At 70.0% G+C, this 21,208-nt stretch carries 23 protein-coding genes; 6 read left to right on the top strand and 17 right to left on the bottom strand.

Translation table 11 applies throughout. From position 1 onward, the window contains the following. Positions 1–125: 125 nt before the first annotated feature. From OIC96_RS29875 to clpS, 7 genes are all read right to left on the bottom strand, one after another. Complete coding sequence (locus tag OIC96_RS29875; RefSeq protein ID WP_330304886.1) at positions 126–1,076, bottom strand: PLP-dependent cysteine synthase family protein; 951 nt, start codon at positions 1,074–1,076, stop codon at positions 126–128. Positions 1,077–1,093: 17 nt separating this feature from the next. Then, entirely contained in the window at positions 1,094–1,372 is a 279-nt protein-coding gene (locus OIC96_RS29870; RefSeq protein ID WP_330304887.1) for a MoaD/ThiS family protein, read from the bottom strand. A 121-nt stretch (positions 1,373–1,493) separates the two neighbouring features. Beyond that, positions 1,494–1,595, bottom strand: coding sequence for a putative leader peptide (locus OIC96_RS29865; protein WP_313904860.1), 102 nt, complete (start codon positions 1,593–1,595; stop codon positions 1,494–1,496). A gap of 139 nt (positions 1,596–1,734) precedes the next feature. After that, complete coding sequence (locus tag OIC96_RS29860; protein ID WP_330304888.1) at positions 1,735–2,157, bottom strand: M67 family metallopeptidase; 423 nt, start codon at positions 2,155–2,157, stop codon at positions 1,735–1,737. 99 nt (positions 2,158–2,256) lie between these two features. Continuing rightward, positions 2,257–3,735 carry an amino acid permease gene (locus OIC96_RS29855; protein ID WP_330304889.1) on the bottom strand — a complete coding sequence of 493 codons (1,479 nt, stop codon included), beginning with the start codon at positions 3,733–3,735 and terminating at the stop codon, positions 2,257–2,259. A gap of 320 nt (positions 3,736–4,055) precedes the next feature. After that, on the bottom strand, positions 4,056–4,661 hold the full coding sequence (locus OIC96_RS29850) for a DUF2017 domain-containing protein (protein ID WP_330304890.1): 606 nt from the start codon (positions 4,659–4,661) through the stop codon (positions 4,056–4,058). A gap of 80 nt (positions 4,662–4,741) precedes the next feature. Then, the gene (clpS, locus tag OIC96_RS29845) at positions 4,742–5,059 is read right to left on the bottom strand and encodes an ATP-dependent Clp protease adapter ClpS (RefSeq protein WP_330304891.1); all 318 of its coding nucleotides are present in this window, start codon (positions 5,057–5,059) and stop codon (positions 4,742–4,744) included. Positions 5,060–5,171: 112 nt separating this feature from the next. Between clpS and OIC96_RS29840 the strand changes: the two genes are divergently transcribed. After that, the gene (locus OIC96_RS29840; protein WP_330304892.1) at positions 5,172–6,500 is read left to right on the top strand and encodes a nicotinate phosphoribosyltransferase; all 1,329 of its coding nucleotides are present in this window, start codon (positions 5,172–5,174) and stop codon (positions 6,498–6,500) included. A 206-nt stretch (positions 6,501–6,706) separates the two neighbouring features. Beyond that, positions 6,707–7,291: an isochorismatase family protein gene (locus OIC96_RS29835; protein WP_327429050.1), complete on the top strand. Its 585-nt coding sequence runs from the start codon at positions 6,707–6,709 to the stop codon at positions 7,289–7,291. Between the two features lie 26 nt (positions 7,292–7,317). On the opposite strand, the gene OIC96_RS29830 is transcribed toward OIC96_RS29835, so the two are convergent. Next, the gene (locus OIC96_RS29830) at positions 7,318–7,653 is read right to left on the bottom strand and encodes a hypothetical protein (RefSeq protein ID WP_330304893.1); all 336 of its coding nucleotides are present in this window, start codon (positions 7,651–7,653) and stop codon (positions 7,318–7,320) included. Between the two features lie 121 nt (positions 7,654–7,774). Next, positions 7,775–10,126 (bottom strand): immune inhibitor A domain-containing protein, encoded by a 2,352-nt coding sequence (locus tag OIC96_RS29825; protein ID WP_330304894.1) that lies wholly within the window; start codon positions 10,124–10,126, stop codon positions 7,775–7,777. Positions 10,127–10,566: 440 nt separating this feature from the next. Between OIC96_RS29825 and OIC96_RS29820 the strand changes: the two genes are divergently transcribed. After that, positions 10,567–10,857 carry a hypothetical protein gene (locus OIC96_RS29820; protein WP_330304895.1) on the top strand — a complete coding sequence of 97 codons (291 nt, stop codon included), beginning with the start codon at positions 10,567–10,569 and terminating at the stop codon, positions 10,855–10,857. An 86-nt stretch (positions 10,858–10,943) separates the two neighbouring features. Here the strand turns inward: OIC96_RS29820 and OIC96_RS29815 are convergent, their stop codons facing one another. Beyond that, positions 10,944–11,648 carry an RDD family protein gene (locus tag OIC96_RS29815; protein WP_330304896.1) on the bottom strand — a complete coding sequence of 235 codons (705 nt, stop codon included), beginning with the start codon at positions 11,646–11,648 and terminating at the stop codon, positions 10,944–10,946. A gap of 91 nt (positions 11,649–11,739) precedes the next feature. Further along, positions 11,740–13,323, bottom strand: coding sequence for an RDD family protein (locus tag OIC96_RS29810; RefSeq protein ID WP_330304897.1), 1,584 nt, complete (start codon positions 13,321–13,323; stop codon positions 11,740–11,742). A 269-nt stretch (positions 13,324–13,592) separates the two neighbouring features. Between OIC96_RS29810 and OIC96_RS29805 the strand changes: the two genes are divergently transcribed. Continuing rightward, the gene (locus tag OIC96_RS29805) at positions 13,593–14,066 is read left to right on the top strand and encodes an SsgA family sporulation/cell division regulator (protein WP_330304898.1); all 474 of its coding nucleotides are present in this window, start codon (positions 13,593–13,595) and stop codon (positions 14,064–14,066) included. A 42-nt stretch (positions 14,067–14,108) separates the two neighbouring features. Here OIC96_RS29805 and OIC96_RS29800 read toward each other — a convergent pair whose 3' ends face one another. Beyond that, a complete protein-coding gene (locus tag OIC96_RS29800; protein WP_330304899.1) occupies positions 14,109–15,524 on the bottom strand; it encodes an FAD-binding oxidoreductase in 1,416 nt (471 codons plus the stop codon). Between the two features lie 92 nt (positions 15,525–15,616). On the opposite strand from OIC96_RS29800, the gene OIC96_RS29795 reads away from it, so the two are divergent. Then, positions 15,617–17,128 carry a tetratricopeptide repeat protein gene (locus OIC96_RS29795; protein WP_330304900.1) on the top strand — a complete coding sequence of 504 codons (1,512 nt, stop codon included), beginning with the start codon at positions 15,617–15,619 and terminating at the stop codon, positions 17,126–17,128. 35 nt (positions 17,129–17,163) lie between these two features. Here OIC96_RS29795 and nthA read toward each other — a convergent pair whose 3' ends face one another. The 5 genes from nthA to hppD all read right to left on the bottom strand — a co-directional run bounded on the left by nthA (position 17,164) and on the right by hppD (position 20,581). After that, positions 17,164–17,748, bottom strand: coding sequence for a nitrile hydratase subunit alpha (gene nthA / locus OIC96_RS29790; RefSeq protein WP_330304901.1), 585 nt, complete (start codon positions 17,746–17,748; stop codon positions 17,164–17,166). Continuing rightward, positions 17,738–18,028 carry an SH3-like domain-containing protein gene (locus tag OIC96_RS29785; RefSeq protein ID WP_330304902.1) on the bottom strand — a complete coding sequence of 97 codons (291 nt, stop codon included), beginning with the start codon at positions 18,026–18,028 and terminating at the stop codon, positions 17,738–17,740. Before OIC96_RS29785 ends, nthA begins: the two co-directional genes overlap by 11 nt. Further along, positions 18,021–18,359: a hypothetical protein gene (locus tag OIC96_RS29780; RefSeq protein ID WP_330304903.1), complete on the bottom strand. Its 339-nt coding sequence runs from the start codon at positions 18,357–18,359 to the stop codon at positions 18,021–18,023. Before OIC96_RS29780 ends, OIC96_RS29785 begins: the two co-directional genes overlap by 8 nt. 47 nt (positions 18,360–18,406) lie before the next feature. After that, positions 18,407–19,315 (bottom strand): phage baseplate protein, encoded by a 909-nt coding sequence (locus OIC96_RS29775; RefSeq protein WP_330304904.1) that lies wholly within the window; start codon positions 19,313–19,315, stop codon positions 18,407–18,409. A 120-nt stretch (positions 19,316–19,435) separates the two neighbouring features. After that, positions 19,436–20,581, bottom strand: a complete 1,146-nt coding sequence (hppD, locus tag OIC96_RS29770; RefSeq protein ID WP_330304905.1) for a 4-hydroxyphenylpyruvate dioxygenase — start codon at positions 20,579–20,581, stop codon at positions 19,436–19,438. A gap of 147 nt (positions 20,582–20,728) precedes the next feature. On the opposite strand from hppD, the gene OIC96_RS29765 reads away from it, so the two are divergent. Next, a complete protein-coding gene (locus tag OIC96_RS29765; protein WP_327429064.1) occupies positions 20,729–21,199 on the top strand; it encodes an Lrp/AsnC family transcriptional regulator in 471 nt (156 codons plus the stop codon). Positions 21,200–21,208 lie beyond the last annotated feature (9 nt).

Here is a 21,208-nt window from a genome sequence, read left to right as displayed (position 1 = left end):
TAAAAGATTGCGCAGTTCCCCGCGCCCCTTTTAGGGGCGCGGGGAACTGCGCAATCTTTTGCACCAGCCCCCACCCACCCGCACCCGACACACAACCGAACGCGAAGGAAAGGCCGCTGGAGCCCTTACGCCCAGAGCTGGCCCTGCAGAGTCTCGATCGCTGCCTCTGTCGTCGTGGCGGTGTAGACGCCCGTCGAGAGGTACTTCCACCCGCCGTCGGCGACGATGAAGACGATGTCGGCGGGCTCGCCCGACTTGACGGCCTTGTTGCCGACACCGATCGCGGCGTGCAGCGCGGCCCCGGTGGACACCCCCGCGAAGATGCCCTCCTGCTGGAGGAGCTCCCGGGTCCGGGTCACCGCGTCCGCGGAGCCGACCGAGAAGCGGCTGGTGAGGACCGACGCGTCGTACAGCTCGGGCACGAAGCCCTCGTCGAGGTTGCGCAGGCCGTACACCAGGTCGTCGTAGCGCGGCTCGGCGGCGACGATCTTGATGTCGGGCTTGTTCTCGCGGAGGAAGCGGCCGACGCCCATCAGCGTCCCCGTCGTCCCCAGCCCGGCCACGAAGTGCGTGATCGAAGGGAGGTCGGCGAGGATCTCGGGCCCGGTCGTCGCGTAGTGCGCGCCCGCGTTGTCCGGGTTGCCGTACTGGTAGAGCATCACCCAGTCGGGATGCTCGGCCGACAGTTCCTTGGCGACCCGTACGGCGGTGTTGGAGCCACCGGCGGCGGGGCTGGAGATGATCTCGGCACCCCACATGCCCAGCAGGTCACGGCGTTCGTGCGAGGTGTTCTCGGGCATCACGCAGACCATGCGGTAGCCCTTGAGCTTCGCGGCCATGGCCAGGGAGATGCCGGTGTTGCCGGAGGTGGGCTCCAGGATCGTGCAGCCCGGCGTCAGCCGGCCGTCCTTCTCCGCCTGTTCGATCATGTGGAGGGCCGGGCGGTCCTTGACCGAACCCGTCGGGTTGCGGTCCTCCAGCTTCGCCCAGATGCGGACGTCCGCGGACGGCGACAGCCGCGGCAGGCGCACCAGAGGGGTGTTGCCCACCGCGGCGAGCGGGGAGTCGTAGCGCATGAGGGGTCAGCAGCCGATCAGAACATGCCGCCGGCGACGGCCGGCAGGATCGTGACGCTGTCGCCGTCGGTCAGCTTGGTGTTGATGCCGTCGAGGAAGCGGACGTCCTCGTCGTTCAGGTAGACGTTGACGAAGCGGCGCAGCTCGCCGTTGTCCACGATGCGGGCCTGGATGCCCGCGTGCCGGGTCTCGAGGTCGGCGAAGAGCTCGGCGAGGGTCGCGCCGCCGCCCTCGACGGCCTTCTCGCCACCGGTGTAGGTGCGGAGGATGGTGGGGATGCGGACCTCGATGGCCATGGTTGCGGGCTCCTGTCGGGAGGAAAGTCAGGTCGGTGGGCGCGCGGCAGCGCGGTGGAGCGGGAAAGCAAGGGGTACGCCGGGTGCGTAGCCGCGGCTCACGGCCGTACGGCGGCGGCAGTCAGCGCGTACAGATGGCGCTCTGCAGCCTGCACAGGTCGACGTGCAGCCGCGCCACGAGCAGCATGCCCGGCGTCTTGTCGCTCACGTCGTGGGAAACCATGGGCTCATCGTATCGATTCCCGGTCCGGGTCCCGGAGTGTGATCTCGCATACCGGACACTTTTCAACCGGTGGGTGAGATCGGCAGGCGGGTGAGCGGCTCAGTACGCGTGTCTGCGGCTCAGTACGCGTGCCCGCGGCTCAGTACGTCTCCACGACCTTGATCTCCTCCTCCGTCACGTCGCCCTCCACGATCCGGTAGGAGCGGAACTGGAACGGGCCCGCGTCGTCCGTGTCCGCCGTGGAGACGAGGACGTAGTGCGCGCCCGGCTCGTTGGCGTACGAGAGGTCCGTGCGGGACGGGTACGCCTCGGTCGCCGTGTGGGAGTGGTAGATGATCACCGGCTCCTCGTCGCGGTCGTCCATCTCGCGGTAAAGCTTCAGCAGGTCGCCGGAGTCGAACTCGTAGAACGTGGGCGAGCGGGCGGCGTTGAGCATCGGGATGAACCGCTCGGGGCGGCCGGTGCCCACCGGGCCCGCGACGACGCCGCACGCCTCGTCGGGGTGGTCCTGGCGCGCGTGCGCGACGATCTGGTCGAAGAGGGCCTGGGTGATGGTCAGCATGTTCGTCAGGATAAGCAAAAGGCCTGCCCCGTACCGAAGGGTGGTACGGGGCAGCCCGCATGGTGAGCCGCTCAAAGAGCCCGGATGCTCACCGGATGCTCAGCCGACCTTCTCGAACTCCGGCTCGCGGCCCTCGCGACCTTCACGGCCCTCGGTGACCTGCGGGTTCCGGGCCTTCAGGATCGCCCAGCCGATGGCCAGGGCGGCGGCCCAGACGGCCATCACGTAGAGACAGACGCGGGAGTCGGGGTCGTACGCGATGAGGCCGGTGACGAAGAGCAGGAACACCACGGCGATCCAGCTGCACTTCGCGCCGCCCGGGGCCGGGAAGGAGGACGCGGGCAGCTGGCCCGCGTCGACCGCGCGGCGGTACAGGATGTGGCTGACCAGGATCATCAGCCAGGTCCAGATACCGGCCGCGGTGGCCACCGAGGTGACGTAGCCGAAGGCCTTCTCCGGGACGATGTAGTTCAGGACCACGCCGATGCCCATGAAGAGGACCGAGACGGTGATGCCGAGCGCCGGGGTCTTGCTGGCCGACAGCTTGCTGAAGGCGCGCGGGGCCTCGCCGCTCTCGGCGAGGTTGCGCAGCATGCGGCCCGTGGAGTACATGCCCGAGTTGCAGGAGGACAGGGCGGCGGTGAGGACGACGAAGTTGACGATGCCCGCGCCCGCCGGGATGCCGATCATCGCGAAGGCCTTCACGAACGGGCTCACGCCCGGCGCGAACTCGGTCCACTTCACGACGCAGAGGATGACCGTGAGGGCACCGACGTAGAACAGCGCGATGCGCCAGGGCAGGGTGTTGATCGCCTTGGGGAGGGTCTTCTCGGGGTTCTCCGACTCGCCCGCCGTGACACCGACCAGCTCGACGGCCAGGTACGCGAACATCACGCCCTGCAGGGTCATCAGGGAGGAGCCGATGCCCTTGGGGAAGAAGCCGTCGAACTCCCAGAGGTTGGAGACCGCGGCGGTGTCGCCGGCCGAGCTGAAGCCGAAGGTGAGCACGCCCAGGCCGATCACGATCATGCCGATGAGGGCGGTGACCTTGATCATCGAGGCCCAGAACTCGATCTCGCCGAACACCTTCACCGAGATCAGGTTGGCGACGAAGAGAACGACCAGGAAGACCAGGGCCGACACCCACTGCGGGATCGCCGGGAACCAGTAGTGGACGTAGATCGCGGCGGCGGTCAGTTCCGCCATGCCGGTGACCACCCACATCAGCCAGTACGTCCAGCCGGTGAAGTAGCCGAAGAACGGGCCGAGGAACTCGCGGGAGTACTCCGCGAAGGAGCCCGAGACCGGGCGGTAGAGCAGGAGCTCGCCGAGCGCCCGCATGATGAAGAAGATGATCACGCCTGCGAGGGCGTACATCAGGATGAGGCTCGGTCCCGCCTTGGCGATGTTCGCCCCGGCGTTCAGGAAGAGGCCCACGCCGATGGCGCCGCCGATCGCGATCATCTGGACCTGACGGCTGCCGAGCCCGCGCTCGTACCCCTCTTCGGGGGCGTCGCCGTTCACGGCCTCACTGCCGGCACGGCCCTGATCGTGCTTACCGACCTGCGACGAGGTCATGTGTGGTGCGCCTTTCTCCATGCCGATCCGAGCCAGTCCCTTGGCTTCGGATCGGTTTCCGATCCCCCCGGATAGGTGGAGCTGTGCCTGGCCGGCGATCCGCCGGCTCGGTGGCGCACCCGACCGGACATGGGTGGTGTCGGTCGGGCGGTCGTGAAGATCTATCACGGCCGCGACCGGGCACGGCGGTGGCCGATGTAAGGCACACCACAGGAAGAACCGGACAAACGACTGCCTAGGCGCGCACAACAGGCCGCAGTGGTGACAGGATCGTTATCCGGATTTGAGCGTCCGCTGAGCGAACACCTGATCGGGACGAGTCAGAACATAAGGGTTTCGACGAGGGTCTCCTGGAGCCCGCCCAGCCACAGATACGCCATCACCATCGGCTTGCGCGGGTCCTCGTCCGGAAGCCGGTAGAGGAGGTCGGTGTCCTCCTCGTCGACGACGTCGAGCCGGGAGCCGATCGCCAGGCGCAGGTCGTTCAGGGCGCGCAGCCACTGCTCGGACTCCTCGGCGGAGAGCTTGAGGACGGCGCCGCCGTCACCCCCCGTGGTGAGCGCGTCGAGGGAGCGGATCACCGTGAGGGCGTATCCGCGCTTGGCCGCGCGCAGGTCGTTCTCGGTGAAGCGGCGGAACTCCGCGGAGTGCGCGCGCTGCTCCTCGACCTGCTCGGCCGAGGTGGCCTCGACGTCGGGGCCGCTGTACGCGTCGGGGAACAGGCGCTTGAGCACGGGGTCGGTGGGCGGCTCGCTGGGGCCCTCCGCGAACAGCTCGGCGAGCGGATCGTCGGGGGCGTTCTCCGCGGGGCCGGGACCGATGAGCTCCAGGAGCTGGACGGCGAGGGAGCGGATGATGGAGATCTCGACCTCGTCGAGCGCGACGGCCGCGCCGCCACCGGGGATCGGTTCGAAGTGTCCTGGCATGGGAGTGAGTTCGCTACTTCCGGTCCTGCGCCTGAGCGTGCGGGCTGTACGGGCTGGGCGGACTGTACGGACGGTGCGGGCTATTTCCGGTCCTGCTGGAGGGTGGCCCACAGACCGTAGCCGTGCATGGCCTGTACGTCGCGCTCCATCTCCTCGCGCGAGCCACTGGAGACGACCGCCCGGCCCTTGTGGTGGACGTCCATCATGAGCTTGGTGGCCTTGTCCTTGGTGTAGCCGAAGTACGTCTGGAAGACATACGTCACGTAGCTCATGAGGTTGACCGGGTCGTTGTGAACGATCGTCACCCAGGGAACGTCGGGCTCGGGTACGGCGAAGACCTCCTCCGCCGACTCGGTCTTCTCGATCTCTAGGGGTGCGGGAGCCGTCACACCGCCCATGCTGCCACCAGAGGGGGGCACCCGCACAAATGGACCCCCCGAAAACCGTACGGTCTCCGGAAACCGGACCCACAAATCGTCAAGGTGACGAGATGGGGGGTACGATCCCGTCATGAACACAGCGGACCTCGGGCTGCCGGTGGATGTTCCCTCGACGGCGCTCTTCACGGACCAGTACGAGCTGACGATGCTGCAGGCGGCGCTGGCCGCGGGGACCGCCGAGCGGCGCTCGGTCTTCGAGGTCTTCACGCGGCGGCTGCCCGACGGGCGTAGGTACGGCGTCGTGGCGGGCACCGGGCGCGTGCTCGACGCCGTCGAGAACTTCCGTTTCGACGCGGACGTCCTCGGCTTTCTGCGGGAGCGGAGGATCGTGGACGAGCCGACCCTGGAGTGGCTCGCCTCGTACCGCTTCAGCGGCGATGTGTGGGGCTATCCCGAGGGCGAGGTGTACTTCCCGGGCTCGCCGATCCTGCGGGTCGAGGGCTCCTTCGCGGAGTGCGTGCTCCTGGAGACGGTGATCCTCTCCATCCTCAACCACGATTCCGCCATCGCGGCGGCCGCCTCCCGGATGGCCTCCGCCGCCGGTGACCGGCCGCTGATCGAGATGGGCGCCCGGCGGACGCACGAGCTGGCCGCCGTGGCCGCCTCGCGGGCCGCCTACGTCGGCGGGTTCACCACGACCTCCGACCTGGCCGCCGGGTTCCGGTACGGGATTCCCACCGTCGGCACCTCCGCGCACGCCTTCACCCTGCTGCACGACCACGAGCGGGACGCCTTCCAGGCCCAGGTGAACTCGCTCGGCCGGGGCACGACGCTGCTCGTGGACACGTACGACGTCGCCGAGGCGGTACAGATGGCCGTCGAGGTCGCGGGGACCGAGCTGGGCGCGGTGCGCATCGACTCCGGTGACCTGCTGCTCGTCGCGCACCGGGTGCGCCAGCAGCTGGACGAGCTGGGCGCGGCCAGGACGAAGATCATCGTGACCTCCGACCTGGACGAGTACGCCATCGCCTCGCTGGCGGCGGCGCCCGTGGACGCGTACGGCGTCGGCACCCAGCTGGTGACGGGATCCGGCCATCCCACCTGCTCCATGGTCTACAAGCTGGTCGCCCGCGCCGAGTCGGCGGACCCGAAGGCCCCGCTGGCGCCCGTGGCGAAGAAGTCCTCCGGCGGCAAGACGTCCATCGGCGGGCGCAAGTGGGCCGCGCGGCGCCTGGACGAGCAGGGCATCGCCGAGGCCGAGGTGATCGGCACCGGGCCGGTGCCGGGTGAGCTGGCCGACCGGCAGCTCCTGGTCGAGCTGATCAAGGGCGGGCAGGTCGTCGCCCGCGAGCCCCTCGACGTCGTACGGGACCGGCACGCGGCGGCCCGCGCCAATCTGCCGCTGTCGGCGACGCAGCTGTCGCGCGGGGAGCCGGTGCTTCCCACGGAGTACATCTGAGTTGCCGGAGGTGAGCGGGGCGTGTGTGGCGCCGCGCATGAACCTCCGGTGAGCGGGAATGCAACGGCAGCGTGCCCGCACGGCTCGCGGAAGCCGGATACCCCCTCCCGCAGCGCACGTGAAGTCTCTAGGCTCGGTAGTTCATACATACGGCCGGGCCCGCACCCCTCCCCACCGAACCGCTGCCGAGCCGAAGGACACCGACCATGCGCCGCGCCTTGATCGTCGTAGACGTGCAGAACGATTTCTGCGAGGGCGGCAGCCTCGCGGTGGCCGGGGGTGCCGATGTGGCCGCCGCCATCACGGAGCTGATCGGGCAGGCCCCCGCCGGCTACCGCCATGTCGTCGCGACCCGCGACCTCCACATCGCCCCCGGCGGCCACTTCGCCGACAACCCCGACTTCGTCCACTCCTGGCCCGCGCACTGCGTGGCCGGCACGGAGGGGGTGGGCTTCCACCCGAACTTCGCCCCGGTCGTCGCCTCCGGCGCGATCGACGCCGTCTTCGACAAGGGTGCCTACGCGGCGGCGTACAGCGGCTTCGAGGGTGCCGACGAGAACGGGGTCTCGCTGGGCGACTGGCTGCGGGCCCGCCAGATCGACGAGGTGGACGTGGTCGGCATCGCCACGGACCACTGCGTGCGCGCGACCGCGCTCGACTCGGCGCGCGCGGGCTTCCGCACCCAGGTGCTCCTCGACCTCACCGCAGGAGTGGCCGAGGAAACGACGGAGCGGGCGCTGGAGGAGCTGCGGGCGGCCGGGGTGGAGCTCACGGGCAAGCCCGTGGTCTAGGGCCTGTCAGGGCCTGTCGCGGGGCCCTACGCCGGTGCCGCCGGGCGTCTGAGGAGCGCTCTGATCGGGTGCCACAGCTCTTGCGACAGCTCCGCGACACCGTTGTCAGGGGCCATGCGCCATATGAGGCCGTCGGGGTGGTGCAGGACCGCGGTGACCTCGTCCGGAGTGGGGGGCGCCGCGTTGCCGCGGAGGTAGACCGCACGCATGCCCAGATTGCGCAGCCGCGTCAGGGCGCGGGCACGGTTCTGGGCGAGGACCAGGAAGCGCACGCTGCCGCCGCCCGAGCCCGGCGGGCTGGGCAGATTCAACGCCACCACCACGCTGCCGTTGGGCAGCTTGCAGAAACCTCCTGCGGCCATGCGGTCACACCCCCGTGCGAGTCAGTGTCAATAAGAGAACCACAGGACGCACCTAAACACGATCGGCGGCAACCCGCCAGAGGGTTGCCGCCGATACGCTTCTGACCTGCGGAAATACCGACTACTTCACCGCGGGGCCCACCTGGAGCGAGATCGTGGAGCCGTCGAAGGCCTCCTTGACGATCTTGATCTTGGTGTTGGTGTCAGTGATCTTGACACCGGCCAGCGGAGTGCTGTCGTCGTAGTAGGTGCTGGTGTGGTCATTGAAGACCGGCACACCCTTCGACGACGGGATCTTCGTCGCGACGTCCGCGTTGTGCAGCGTGATGCCGTCCGTGCGGTACAGGCTGAACGGCGAGTCGTACGCCTGGATACGGCTGCGCATCAGCGTGCCGTTCGACCACTTCAGCGCCGCCGGGTGCGAGTCGACCGGCAGGACCAGACCGACGCCCGGGTGGACGCTGGTGTTGTTGTCCGCCTGCGAGGTGTCCCACTTCCAGATCAACAGGCCGTTCTGGTACGGGTAGTGCTCCACCCAGTCCGGACGGGTCGTCGAGAAGCCGAAGTTGTACGGGCCGACCTTGAGGGTCTTGTCGTACGAGACGTACTGGCGGTTCTCCGCGAGGTAGTACTGCGCGTAGTCCTTGGCGAAGGACGCGCCGATGCGGGAGAAGCCGCTCGCCGTCCACGCCGCGTCCGCGCTCTCCGCGTTGTCGGAGAACAGGGCGGTGCCGTCCGCGGTCACGGTGATCTCGTCGGCCGCGAAGCCCTTCTGGGCCACGCCGCCGTCCGTCTGGTAGCGGAAGCGGACGTCGACCTTCTGGCCCGCGTAGGCGTCGAGCGAGTACGACAGCTTCTTGTAGCCGTCGGCCGTGCCGGTGAGGGCGGGCTTGTCGCTGGCGTCACGCGGGATGGCGGCGCCGTCCACCGTGCCGTCGAGCGCCGTCCAGTTGGCGCCGCCGTCGGTCGAGACCTCGGTGTAGAGGTAGTCGTAGTTCGCCTCGATGTCGTAGTAGCCGTCGAGGGTCAGCGTCGCCGAGGACTTGCCCGTGAGGTCCACGGAACGGGTCAGCGTGTTCTTCAGGTTGTCACCGCTGCCGCTCCACCACTGCGTGGAGCCCTCGGCCGGGGTGACGACCGTGGTGGTGACTTCCTTGTCGGGCAGCGAGACCACGAGGGCCTGCTTGTTCTTGGTGTTGTACTCGGCGACACCCAGCTTGTGCTGGGACTTCGTCCCGGCCTTCGCGGTGTCGTAGTTGAGCCAGCCGAGCTGGAGCTTGTCCCAGGCGTTGAAGTTGCCGGGGAGGTCGCCGATGGCTTCCTTGCCGGTGCCGAGCCAGGAACCGGAGGACATCAGGGTCCAGAAGCCGGTGGAGTTCTCGCCGCCGCCGGTGGTGTCGTAGTGGTCCGGCAGACCGAGGTCGTGGCCGTACTCGTGGGCGAAGACGCCGAGTCCGCCGTTCTCCGGCTGGATGGTGTAGTCGCCGACCCAGATGCCGGTGTCGCCGATCTGGGCGCCGCCGAGCTTGTTGTCGGACGGGCCCGTGGCGCCCGCGTCGGTGCCGAACGCGTACCAGCGGTGGGCCCAGATCGCGTCGGTGCCCTGGACGCCGCCGCCCGCGGACTCGTCCTCACCGGCGTGCACGATCTGGAAGTGGTCGATGTAGCCGTCGGGCTCGTTGAAGTTGCCGTCGCCGTCGAAGTCGTAGCGGTCCCACTGGTCGAAGTTGGCCAGGTCCGCCTTGATGGCCGCGTCGGTCGCCCCGGCCGCCTTCTGCTGGGCGACCCAGGCGGTCACGCCGTCACTGACGACGTTCCACACGCTCGGGCAGTTGGTGGAGCCGCAGGCGTTGTTGCCGTAACGGGCCTCGTTGTAGGGGACCTTGACCCAGTCGGCGACCTCGCCGTCGACCGAGTAGCGGCCCGAGGACTGCTTCTCGTAGAAGGTCTTCATCGACGCGGTGCCGGTGCCGAAGTAGAGGTCCTTGTAGTGCGCCTGGTTGTAGTCCGCCTGCCAGGCCGTGCTGTTGTCCTTGGTGCGGTCGGGCTGGGCTATCTGGTTGTGCAGCGGGCCCGCCGTGCCGCCGGCCGTGCTGTCGGTCTTGTCGCCGAACTCGACCAGGATCGTGAAGATCTTGTCGGTCTTCTCGCGGCCGAGCTCGACGTACTTGCTGTCGCCCTTCTTGCTCTTCAGCTGGACGACCTGCGAGCCGTTGCGGTCCTGGACCTTGGCGTCGCCGGATATGACCTGGTTCAGGGCCTCTTGGCGCTGAGCGGCCTGGGTCTTGCTGAGCGGGCCGTCGAGGTCGTGGTCGACGTCGGTCTTGGCCGGCTGCGGGTCGTGGCGGTCTACGGCGGCCGATGACGGTGCGTCAGCGGCCTGCGCCACGGCGAACGTCGAGAACGTGGCGGTGGCCGCCGCGAGGGCGACGCCCACCGCGGTCGCTCTGAACGTCCATGGTCTGCTGGTCACTTGATGTCCTCCCCCGCGCCCGCTCACGCGGAGGGGGATCCCGGTCTCGGAGGTCCACGCGCGTAACGCGATTCAAGTGACGACATTTGACCGGAGTTACCAAAGAAAAGACAGACCTTGACTTGAACCTGGCAAGTGCCTTATGCGGAGCGTATGTTCGCTATCCGAACGCCCCGCGAAGCCCCCAACGGGCGCGCCCGCATGTCCACTTGCTGGACGTGATGACTCCGTGCGCCCCCTGTGCTCCGGCACCGTGGGTAAGGTCACGCTTACCGGTCGTTCCACTCGGGCATGCAGGCGAATAGAGTCGATTGGCGGAGCGTCGGAAGTCGGCGGAAAGCCAAGCCGACACCGTTGTCTCACCCCCGATTCTTATCCGCACCCTCCCCCATCGCGAGAGGCACCCGGGGGGAGAACCCCCACCCGAGGACACGATTGCCATGCCTCGTCCGACCGCCGCACAGCTCGCCTACGGTTCCTGCACCGTGATCTTCTCCACCCTCGCCATGCTGCTGCTGTCTCAGACGAGTTCGGGCCTGGGGATCGCGCTGATCACCCTCTCGGCGCTCGCACTCGGGCTGCTCGTGGCCGTGACGGTCCCGCTGCCGAAGCCCGCACCGTCCGCCGCGGCGCCCACGCCGACGCCCGCGCCCGTCCCCGTACCCCTCAGGGAGGAGCGGGTACCCGTCGCCGCGTCGTCCGAGCCGGTACGCGAACCGGCGGGACCGTGACGCGCCAAGTCCTCGTACGCGAACCGGCGGGCCCGTGAACCACGGACCCGCCGTTCGCCGGAGCGCTGCCGCCGCCCTGCCGGGCGTCAACTGGTGCTGACCACCACCGTCTTGGCCGCCTTGTCGTGCAGACCCTGCTTGTAGGGCTTGTCGAAGAAGCTCCAGCCTCCCGCGATCGCGATCCAGATACACAAGCAGCAGAACGCGAACGGCAGCCAGAGGACCAGCGAGCGCACCAGCATGGTCTGTGCGGAGGGCGTGGCGCCGTTGTCGAGGTTGGCCACCCGCAGGTTGAACACCCTCTTGCCCAGGGTCTGGCCCGACTTGCTCATCATCACGGTGTCGTAGGCGACGTAGAGAACGGCGGCGAGGACTTCCTTCCCGAAGGAATCGCCCCACTTGATCTTGTCCGAGTCCATTGTGTACTGGTGGAACCCGAACGCCCAGGACAGCAGCCACACCACGATGCCTACGAGGATCATGTCGATGATCCTCGCCAGCACCCGTTTGCCGCTGTCGGCGAGCGGAGGCATCCCGGCGAGCGGATCGCCGCCGTAGGGACCGCCCGCGCCGTAGGGACCGCCGCCTCCTCCATAAGGGGGTGGCTGGCCGCCGCCGTACGGAGGCGGCTGACCGCCGGGCGGGGAGTCGTACGGGGAACCGCCGCCCGCAGGCGGCGGCGTGGGGCTGTCGTACGGGGAACCGCCGCCCTCGGCGGGCGGGGGCTGCTTCTTGAACGGGTCCTCGTCCGGTGGCCGGCCGGAGCCTGGGGGCGGCGGTTCGCTGCTCATGGCCCGAGTCGACCGCGAACCCCCCGGTTCCGCATCCGGCGAGCGGCCGTCCGGGGGACGCCGATCGCCCCGTCCGTACGGCCGCGGACTCCTACGACGACGCGGCTACGAACGTGTGCGCCGCCTTGTCGTGCCAGCACTGGCGCCACGGCTTGTCGAACAGACACCACAGCACGCCGACGACGCCGACGGCCAGGAGGCCCGGAACGCTGTAGACGAGCCAGCGGCGCAGGGCCCGGCCGAAGGACGGGGGTTCGTGGCCCTCGATGTCGCGCACCTCGATGCCGCACAGCTTCTTGCCGAGGGTGCGGCCCCACTTGGCGGTGGGCAGCGCGTCGTAGAGAACGCCGGAGAGCAGCAGCACGGCGAGGATGATGCCGAGGTAGCCGGCGGTCGTGCCGTCGAGCAGCCAGACCGTGACCTTCTCGCCGGAGAGCTTGGCCGCGTCGACCTTCTCGTTGATGTGGTCGACCGCCTTGGTGCCCAGCGGCACGGCGGCCACGGCGGTGACACCGGCCAGCACGACGGTGTCCACGAGCCGTGCGGCCAGCCGCTTGCCCAGGCCCGCGGGCCGCGCCGCCGAGTGCCGCCGCGCGGCCGCCTGGAAGATGTCGTCGACCGGCGGCTTCCACGGCGCGACCGGCTGCCCCTCCTCACCCGGGGCACCCGCGAGCTGGTGCACCTGCTGGGCCCAGGAGGGCTGACCGCCGCCGGCGCCGCTGGTCATGGGGGTGGAGCCGCCGGACTGCTGGGGAACGGACGGGGTGGCGGGAGTGGCGGGAGTGGCGGGCGTCGCGGGAGCGGCAGGGGTGGCGGGGGTGTTACGGGCAGCGGCGGCGGCCTGGGCGGCCTGCCCGGCACCGAAGCCACCGCCGGCGCCACCGGAAACGCCGGCGCCACCGGACGTACCGGCCGTGCCCGGCGGAGCGGACTGAGGGGACGCACCCGCCGCCGCGCCCGTGCTCCCGGTCTGCGCCCCGCCCTGCCGGTCCGTGCGCGGGAGCGCACGGAAGGCCATGGTGCCGTCGGAAGGAAGGGGGTCCTGGGCGCCGGGGGTGGCGGAACCCGGGTTCCCAGTACTGCCGGCGCCTGCCGGGCTCTCCGTCCCCGCCGGCCGCACCGGTCCCGTGGGACGACGGAACACCACGGTGCCGCCGGACGCCGGCGGCTGCTGGCCGCCGGCGGAGTCCGCGGGCGGGATCGTCGCCGTGCCGTCCGTGCGGGAGGACTTCCCGTCGGGCTGGACGACCGCGTCCACCGGCTGTGCCGCGCGGGGCACCCGCGGGTCGGCGCCCTGAGGCGCGCCCCAGGACACCCTGCGGTCCTGTTCGCCGCCGAAGCCGGTCTGCTGGGAGCGGTCGGCGCCCCACGCGGCGGCGGACTCGGGCCGGCTGCCGTGCTGCGCCTCGGCGGGGCTCGCCGGACGGGGCTGCGGATCCTCGTCGAAGAAGTGCGGACCCGTCTCCTCCGCCGGAGCCGGCGCCGGAGCGGGCACATGCACGGGGCGTGCGCCGGGCGGCGGCGCGAGCGGTTCGCCGTCCAGGGGCGCCGGACGGCTCGTACCCGGCACCCAGGCGGCACCGTTCCAGTACCGGACATATCCAGGAATGGAGGGGTCCGGGTAATACCCTTCGCGGGGCCTGTCGTCACCGGGGGCCGGGGTTGGGGCGCTCATGTCCGTCGTCCCGTATCTGCTCGGGGGTCTTTTTGAGGGTCCACATCTATCAGACCGGCGCATGGCCCTGGGCAGCTCCCGCCGTACCCACCCCTTTCGGGCGCGGTTCCGCCACGTCTTGCGAGCGGGCTTCCGGAGCTGTCCGCGCGGTGCCCGGAGCCGGTCCGAAAAAATTTCCCGGAACCCGCGTAATGGTTCCGCGCCTACGCGCTCTCCACTCGTACGGGCCCACCCACAGGGCCCCGTACGACGAAAGGAAGCGCACCGACATGCACACCGTGGTGGAACGCGAACTCGAACTCAAACTCGTCCTGTCGCCCGAGCGCAGCATCCCCGTCCCGGCGCGGCTCAGCTACCGCACCGACGATCCGTACGCCGTCCACATCACCTTCCACATCGGCTCCGACCATCCCGTCAACTGGACGTTCGCCCGCGAGCTGCTCGTCGAGGGGGTGTTCCGGCCGTGCGGGCACGGCGATGTGCGGATCTGGCCGACCAAGGTCGCGGGCCGCAGCGTCGTGCTGATGGCGCTGAGTTCGCCGGACGGCGACGCGCTGCTCGAAGCGCCCACCGCGCAGGTGTCCGCCTGGCTGGAGCGCACCCTGCGGGCGGTCCCCCCGGGCTGTGAGGCCGAGCGGCTCGGCATCGACGACGGCCTCGCCGAGCTGCTCGCGCCCACACCGGCCGACGATCTGTGGCTCCGCGATCCGTGGCCGTCGGACGAGTCCAAGGACGCTGAGTAGGCCTGGGCCGGTCCTTTGGTGTCAGAACAGCCCGCCCGGGCCTCAGAAGAGCTTGCCCGGGTTCAGGAGCCCCAGCGGGTCGAAGGTCGCCTTGACCGCCCGCTGCATCTCCACGCCCACCGGGCCGATCTCGCGCGCCAGCCACTCCTTCTTCAGAACGCCCACGCCGTGCTCGCCGGTGATCGTGCCGCCGAGTTCCAGGCCGAGGGCCATGATCTCGTCGAAGGACTCGCGGGCGCGCCGGGACTCGTCGGGGTCGGTGGCGTCGAAGCAGACGGTGGGGTGCGTGTTGCCGTCTCCGGCGTGCGCGCAGACCCCGATCGTCAGGGAGTACTTGTCGGCGACGCGCTCGATCCCTTCGAGCATGTCGCCGAGCCGCGAGCGCGGCACGCACACGTCGTCGATCATCGTCGTGCCCTTGACCGCTTCGAGCGCGGTGAGCGACAACCGCCGTGCCTGAAGGAGGAGTTCGGACTCGGCCGCGTCCTCCGCGGGGACCACCTGCGTCGCGCCCGCGGCCTCGCAGAGGGCGCCGACCGCCGCGAGGTCGGCCGCCGGGTCGTGGGTGTCGAAGGCGGCGAGGAGGAGTGCCTCGGTGGTCTCCGGGAGGCCCATGTGTGCCATGTCGTTGACGGCCTTCACCGTCGTGCGATCCATGAGTTCGAGGAGGGACGGCACATGGCCGCCCTCCATGATCCGGCACACGGCGTCGCAGGCGGCCCGCGCCGACCCGAACTCGGCGGCCAGCACCAGCTGCTGGGGCGGCTGCGGCTTGAGCGCCAGGATCGCCCGTACGACGATGCCGAGCGAGCCCTCCGAGCCGACGAAGAGGCGGGTGAGGTCGTACCCGGCGACGCCTTTCGCGGTGCGGCGGCCGGTGGACATGAGCCGTCCGTCGGCCAGCACGACCTCCAGTCCCAGCACGTACTCGGCCGTCACCCCGTACTTCACGCAGCACAGGCCGCCGGAGGCCGTGCCGATGTTGCCGCCGATGGTGCACATCTCCCAGCTGGAGGGGTCCGGCGGGTAGTACAGGCCGTGCTCGTTGACGGCGCGGGAGAGCGTGGCGTTGATGACGCCCGGCTCGACGACGGCGATGCGGTCGACCGGGCTGATCTCCAGGATCCGGTCCATCTTCACCAGGGACAGCACGATGCAGCCGTCGGAGGCGTTGGCGGCGCCCGACAGGCCCGTGCGGGCGCCCTGCGGGACGACCGGGACGCGCAGCTCGGTCGCGGTGCGCATGACGTGCTGGACCTGCTCGACGGTGCGGGGCAGGACGACGACGGCCGGAGTGCCCGCCTCGCAGAAGCTCGCCATGTCGTTCGCGTACGAGACCGTGATGTCCGGGTCGATGAGAACGGCTTCGGCCGGCAGGCCGCTCAGCAGACGGTCCACGAGGTTGCCGGTCGCCGCCGTGCCTTTGTCGTGCGGCGCTTCGCTACGGCTCATGATCACAGCTTCGCACTCAGGGCCATCGGTGTGAACCCCATCCACGCGGGGCTTGGGATGCCGGGGTGTGGTCTTCGTACTGGCGCACAGTGAGCGGCATGGAGATCCAAGAGCGACAGCCGGTCCTCACCGGGCTGCAGCCCCAGGAACCCTCTGGGCCGCGCCGCTCCCACCTCGCCAAGCGCTTGCTCATCGGTGTGGTCGCGGGCAGCGTCGTCCTCGGCGGTGTGCTGGTGCTGCTGCCCTCGACACCGCGGGCCGCGGCGCCGCGGCCCGCGGCGGGTCCGCCGGGCCGGGCGAACACGGCGGTCACGGCCGGGGTGCCCGTCGCGGTGGCCGATCTGGTGGCGGTCATCGGGGACCGCGAGGCCCATCTGCGGGCCCATCCGCGCGACGGGCAGGCCTGGGCGGTGCTCGGCAACGCTTATGCGGAGCAGGCGCGGCGGACCGGGATGCCCGCGTACTACCCGAAGGCCGAGAAGGCGCTGCGTGCGTCGCTGCGGTCCAGGCCGGAGAAGAACCAGGCGGCGATGGACGGCCTCACGGCGCTCGCCAACGCGCGGGGCGACTTCCTGGCGGCGAAGGAGTGGGGCGAGACGGCTGTGGAGCAGTCGCCGAAGCGGTGGACGACGTACGCGCTGCTGATCGACACGTACACCGGCCTCGGGGACTACAAGGCCGCCCGCAGGACCCTCGAAAAGCTCCAGGAGCTGCACAAGGGGCCGAGGGTGCTGGCACGGGCCTCGCGCGTCTACTGGAACCTCGGCTGGCGTGAGGACGCGGCCGCCACGATCAGCGACGCGGCGGCGGGCGCGGCGACACCCGCCGAACGGGCGGCCTATCTGCAGCAGGCCGGTGAGCTGGCCTGGGAGCGCGGTGACGTCAAGGAGTCGCTGAGCTACTACAAGGCCGCGCTGGCGAGCGACCCCGACGAGCACGGGTCCCTCGCCGGTCAGGGGCGCGCGCTGGCGGCGCTCGGGCGCATGTCGGAGGCGATGCGCTCGTACCAGACGGCGCTCGCCAGGCAGCCCGCGCCGCGGTACGCGCTGGAGCTGGGCGAGCTGTACGAGAAGCTGGGGCTCACGGGGGCCGCGCGCGTGCAGTACGACCTGCTGCGGGACCGGGTGCGGCAGGACGAGGCCGGGGGTGTGGACGACGAGCTGGTCCTCGGGCTCTTCGAGGCGGACCACGGTGACCCGCAGGCGGCGGTGCGGCGGCTGCGCGCCGAGTGGGAGGCGCAGCCCGGTATTCCCGTCGCGGACGCGCTCGGCTGGGCGCTGCACCGGGCCGGGGACGACAAGGAAGCGCTCAAGTTCGCCAAGAAGGCCATGGACAGGGAGCACGGAGGCGGCGTGCGCAGCGCGCTGTACGCGTACCACCGGGGCCAGATCGAACGCGAACTGGACCTCGTCGGCCCGGCCCGCCGCCACCTGGCCGAGGCCCTCCAGATCAACCCGCACTTCTCGCCGCTCTTCGCCCCCTCGGCCCAGGAGGCCCTGACGGCGATGGGAGAACCCAGCGAGGAGGGTCCGCCCGATCCGTCGGAGGAGACCGAGGAGCCGGCCGCACCGGAGCGCGCGACGACGCCCGCCCTGAGGCGCCCGGCGTAACGCCGAGCGCCCCGGGTTCACCGGGTTCCCCGGGTTCAGACGGCCGCCGTGCCGATCAGCGCGTTGCGGGTGACGAGGGCCGCCAGTTCCGTCTCCGGGAGGGACTCCGTGCCGGCGGGGCGGCGTGGGAGGACCATGTACCGCGTCTCCGCGCTGGAGTCCCACACCGAGATCTCCGTGCCGGCCGGGAGCGTGAGGCCGAACTCCGCGAGGACCGCGCGGGGCTCGCGGACTACCCGGGAGCGGTAGGCCTCGGACTTGTACCAGCTCGGGGAGGGGCCGAGGAGGCGGAGCGGGTAGCAGGAGCAGAGGGTGCAGACGATGACGTGGTGCAGGGACTCCGTGTTCTCGACCACGCGCAGACGCTGGTACGAGCCCTCCATGAAGCCGAGTTCCTGGACGGCGGCCGTGCCGTCGGTGAGCAGCCGGGACTTGTAGTCCGCGTCCGTCCAGGCGCGCGCCACCACCCGCGCCCCGTTCGCCGGGGACGACCGCGCCAGGAACGCGTCGATCGCCTCGTCCAGCGTCCCGCCCGAGAGCACCCCCTTCTCTTCGAGCAGGGTCTCCAGGCGCCGCACCCTGCGGGAGATCAGCGCGTCGTCGTGGTGGTCACCGCTCATTGTGCCGGTCCTCTTCCAAGTAGCTTTCCCACAAGTCCAGTACGACGTGATGGTCGCCCTCGCCCCACAGGTCACGGGCCGCGAACCGGACCGCGTACACCTGCTCGACCGGGGCGTCCGGGCTGCCCTGGGCGCTGACGTCCGCGAGTTCGGCGCGGCCCTCCGGCTCGACCACGACGCCCCGCTTGCCGCGGGCGTAGCGGGGCAGGCGGGTGTGGTGCGCCGGGTCGTGGCCGAAGGTGCGGACGCGGGTGCCGGGCGGGAAGCGGTCCTCAGCCATGGGAACCGGCCCCGGTCGCCGCCGGCTCGCCCGGTCCGTCCAGCTCGCCCGGTCCGTCCAGCTCGCCCGGCTCGATGACACCCTTGCGCTCCAGCAGGGCGCAGATCGCGGTGAACCAGCGCTCGTAGTACGAGGCCGCCAGGTACTCCTTGGCGGGCATCGACTCGATCGCGTCCCGGAACTCGTTGGTGTTGAACAGCCCTTGCCCGCGCAGGGCGTTGAAGAGGCCGACGACGCGGGCCTCCCAGTCCGCGTGGAAGGGTTCGGTGTCGTCGGTGGTGTCGATGGCACCGAACCCCTGCGTGCCGCCCACGTCGTTGATCTTGGCCATGCGGCCAGATTACGGCTCCCGGCTGCGAGTGGGAACTACTGCTCGGGCTACTGCTGCGGGGGCGTGAACGGCTTGTAGAAGATCGAGAACTTGCGGGCGTTCTCGGCGCCCGAGGCGAGCCCGATGCACAGTCGGGGGCCGCCCTTGCCGGCCTTGCGGCGGATGGCGAGGCCCTCGGGTTCGCGGTAGCCGAGGGAGCGCCCGGCCTCGGTCCGCTCCTGCTGGAGCAGGTCGCCGGTGCGGATGTCGAGGCAGGAGAGGTAGGTGTTGCCGTGCCCTGAGGGCGGGTTGGTGGCGTCGTCGTACGCCGTGCCCGCCAGCTGGTAGAGGTGGTCGCCGTGCAGCGCGTAGCCCTGGAACGGAACGTCGGGGTCCGGGTGGGCGCCGGTCTGCGGGAAGTCGGCGAGGTGGGTGGAGTAGTCGCCGGCGATGAACGTGTCGAGGTCGTAGACGCGGTAGCGCGCCGCGCCGCCGACACGGTGGCGTACGGCGATGCGCTTGCTCGCCATGCAGACGGAGGGCTGGTTGTTGACGGAGCCCGGGATCGGCATGCGGACGTTGACCTTGTCGAGGGTGCGGGTGGCGCCGTCGACGAAGCGGAAGCGGGTGACGCCCTTGCCGTACCCCTTCACCGCCTGGGCCTCGGTCCAGATCCACACCGTGCCGTCGGCGGCGTTCTGGACGCCCATGCTCACCCCGTGCCCGAAGCGCGGCAGCCGCATGTGGCCCAGCCGGTTGCCGTCGTAGTCGAGCTTGCTCAGGACCAGATTCCCCGCCGCCCTGCCGCCCGGCGCGATCTGCAGGACGTACAGCCGCTTGTTCACCTCGTCGAGGGCGAAGGACTGCGGAACCGTCCCCACCTGGAGCGTGGCCTTCTGCCACAGCCAGCGCTCGGCCGCCACGGCGAGGTCTATGCGCTCATCCCCGGTGGTGGTGCCGGCCGGTGTCTCCGCCATGAGGTGCTGTCCTCCCCTGTCCTGTGGACGCCCTCGCGGCGTCCACAGGACCCGAGAGTCCCAACCTGCCTACGCTGGTTGCAAGTTCAACACTCTCGCGCGGCCCGATCCACAGCTGGTCTACAGGTTTCCGCGCTTCTCCTGCTCCCGCTCGATCGCCTCGAACAGGGCCTTGAAGTTGCCCTTGCCGAAGCCCATCGAGCCGTGCCGCTCGATGATCTCGAAGAAGACGGTCGGACGGTCCTGGACCGGCTTGGTGAAGATCTGCAGCAGATAGCCGTCCTCGTCGCGGTCGGCGAGGATCTTCAGCTCGCGGAGCGTGTCGACGGGGACGCGGGTGTCGCCGACCCACTCGCCGAGGGTGTCGTAGTACGAGTCCGGGGTGTCGAGGAACTGGACTCCGGCCGCGCGCATGGTGCGTACGGTCTCGACGATGTCGCCCGAGTTGAGCGCGATGTGCTGGACGCCCGCGCCGCCGTAGAACTCCAGGTACTCGTCGATCTGGGACTTCTTCTTGGCGATGGCGGGCTCGTTGATCGGGAACTTGACCTTGAGCGTGCCGTCGGCGACGACCTTCGACATCAGCGCGCTGTACTCGGTCGCGATGTCGTCGCCCACGAACTCCTTCATGTTCGTGAAGCCCATGACCTTGTTGTAGAAGCCGACCCACTCGTTCATGTGGCCGAGCTCGACGTTGCCGACGCAGTGGTCGATGGCCTGGAAGGTGCGGCGGGCCGGCGGCTCGACGATCGGCTTCGCGGCGACGAAGCCGGGGAGGTAGGGGCCCTCGTAGCCCGAACGGTCGACCAGGGTGTGGCGGGTCTCGCCGTATGTCGCGATCGCGGCGAGGACGACCGTGCCGTGCTCGTCCTTGATCTCGTAGGGCTCGGTGACCGAGCGGGCGCCGTGCTCGACGGCGTACGCGTACGCGGCGCGCGCGTCCGGGACCTCGATGGAGAGGTCGACGACGCCGTCGCCGTGCGCGGCCACGTGCTCGGCGAGGAAGTGGCCCCAGGGGGTGGTGGCCTTGATGACGGAGGTGAGGACGAAGCGGGCCGAGCCGTTCTCGAGGACGTACGACGCCGTCTCGCGGCTGCCGTTCTCCGGTCCGGAGTAGGCCACGAGCTGCATACCGAAGGCCGTGGAGTAGTAGTGCGCGGCCTGCTTGGCGTTGCCGACGGCGAAGACGACCGCGTCCATTCCCTTGACCGGGAAGGGGTCTGCCTGCCGGGCGGTGTCGGGAGTGTGGTGCGTGGTCTGAGTCATGGCCGCAGACTCTCTCCGTTCCGCAAGGTGCGCAATAGTTCGCATTTTGGCTGGGCAATATGCTCAGGTGATGGCTCGTTTCGGCGAGCGTTCTGTACAGGATGACCATCTCGTGAGGCGAACGAAGCAGGGAAAGGGGAGGCCCCCGTGGCGATCGATCATCTGGACGGCCGGATCATCGTGCTGCTCGCCGAGGAACCGCGCATCGGCGTCCTGGAGATGTCCCGGCGGCTGGGGGTCGCGCGCGGCACGGTGCAGGCGCGGCTCGACCGGCTTCAGTCCAATGGAGTCATCCGGGGGTTCGGGCCGCAGGTGGACCCGGCCGCCCTCGGGTATCCCGTCACCGCGTTCGCGACGCTCCAGATCCGGCAGGGGCAAGGGGCGGACGTACGGGCGCACTTGGCGACCGTCCCGGAGGTGCTGGAGCTGCACACGACCACCGGTAGCGGGGACATGCTGTGCCGGCTGGTGGCCCGCTCGAACGCCGATCTCCAGCGTGTGATCGACCGGGTTGTCGGTTTTGATGGGATCGTCCGGGCCGCCACGGCGATCGTGATGGAGAACCCCGTTCCGCTGCGGATCATCCCGCTGGTGGAGCAGGCGTCGGGAGATTCCTGACGCGAAGGG

Origin of the sequence: Streptomyces sp. NBC_00775, from assembly GCF_036347135.1 — a bacterium.
Taxonomy (GTDB): Bacteria; Actinomycetota; Actinomycetes; order Streptomycetales; family Streptomycetaceae; genus Streptomyces; species Streptomyces lutosisoli.
The sequence above is the reverse complement of the archived record's forward strand: the minus strand, read 5'-3'. Positions and strand labels throughout refer to the sequence as shown.

What these genes read in the sequence shown, in the direction of transcription:
- OIC96_RS29840 (WP_330304892.1), top strand. Translation starts at nt 5,172, where the DNA reads ATGAACACAGCGGACCTCGGGCTGCCGGTGGATGTTCCCTCGACGGCG.
- OIC96_RS29785 (WP_330304902.1), bottom strand. Translation starts at nt 18,028, where the DNA reads ATGGCTGAGGACCGCTTCCCGCCCGGCACCCGCGTCCGCACCTTCGGC.
- nthA (WP_330304901.1), bottom strand. Translation starts at nt 17,748, where the DNA reads ATGAGCGGTGACCACCACGACGACGCGCTGATCTCCCGCAGGGTGCGG.
- OIC96_RS29875 (WP_330304886.1), bottom strand. Translation starts at nt 1,076, where the DNA reads ATGCGCTACGACTCCCCGCTCGCCGCGGTGGGCAACACCCCTCTGGTG.
- OIC96_RS29855 (WP_330304889.1), bottom strand. Translation starts at nt 3,735, where the DNA reads ATGACCTCGTCGCAGGTCGGTAAGCACGATCAGGGCCGTGCCGGCAGT.
- OIC96_RS29865 (WP_313904860.1), bottom strand. Translation starts at nt 1,595, where the DNA reads ATGGTTTCCCACGACGTGAGCGACAAGACGCCGGGCATGCTGCTCGTG.
- OIC96_RS29830 (WP_330304893.1), bottom strand. Translation starts at nt 7,653, where the DNA reads ATGGCCGCAGGAGGTTTCTGCAAGCTGCCCAACGGCAGCGTGGTGGTG.
- OIC96_RS29810 (WP_330304897.1), bottom strand. Translation starts at nt 13,323, where the DNA reads ATGAGCGCCCCAACCCCGGCCCCCGGTGACGACAGGCCCCGCGAAGGG.
- OIC96_RS29775 (WP_330304904.1), bottom strand. Translation starts at nt 19,315, where the DNA reads ATGGCGGAGACACCGGCCGGCACCACCACCGGGGATGAGCGCATAGAC.
- clpS (WP_330304891.1), bottom strand. Translation starts at nt 5,059, where the DNA reads ATGGGCGGTGTGACGGCTCCCGCACCCCTAGAGATCGAGAAGACCGAG.
- OIC96_RS29780 (WP_330304903.1), bottom strand. Translation starts at nt 18,359, where the DNA reads ATGGCCAAGATCAACGACGTGGGCGGCACGCAGGGGTTCGGTGCCATC.
- OIC96_RS29815 (WP_330304896.1), bottom strand. Translation starts at nt 11,648, where the DNA reads ATGAGCAGCGAACCGCCGCCCCCAGGCTCCGGCCGGCCACCGGACGAG.
- hppD (WP_330304905.1), bottom strand. Translation starts at nt 20,581, where the DNA reads ATGACTCAGACCACGCACCACACTCCCGACACCGCCCGGCAGGCAGAC.
- OIC96_RS29835 (WP_327429050.1), top strand. Translation starts at nt 6,707, where the DNA reads ATGCGCCGCGCCTTGATCGTCGTAGACGTGCAGAACGATTTCTGCGAG.
- OIC96_RS29795 (WP_330304900.1), top strand. Translation starts at nt 15,617, where the DNA reads ATGGAGATCCAAGAGCGACAGCCGGTCCTCACCGGGCTGCAGCCCCAG.
- OIC96_RS29870 (WP_330304887.1), bottom strand. Translation starts at nt 1,372, where the DNA reads ATGGCCATCGAGGTCCGCATCCCCACCATCCTCCGCACCTACACCGGT.
- OIC96_RS29820 (WP_330304895.1), top strand. Translation starts at nt 10,567, where the DNA reads ATGCCTCGTCCGACCGCCGCACAGCTCGCCTACGGTTCCTGCACCGTG.
- OIC96_RS29805 (WP_330304898.1), top strand. Translation starts at nt 13,593, where the DNA reads ATGCACACCGTGGTGGAACGCGAACTCGAACTCAAACTCGTCCTGTCG.
- OIC96_RS29860 (WP_330304888.1), bottom strand. Translation starts at nt 2,157, where the DNA reads ATGCTGACCATCACCCAGGCCCTCTTCGACCAGATCGTCGCGCACGCG.
- OIC96_RS29850 (WP_330304890.1), bottom strand. Translation starts at nt 4,661, where the DNA reads ATGCCAGGACACTTCGAACCGATCCCCGGTGGCGGCGCGGCCGTCGCG.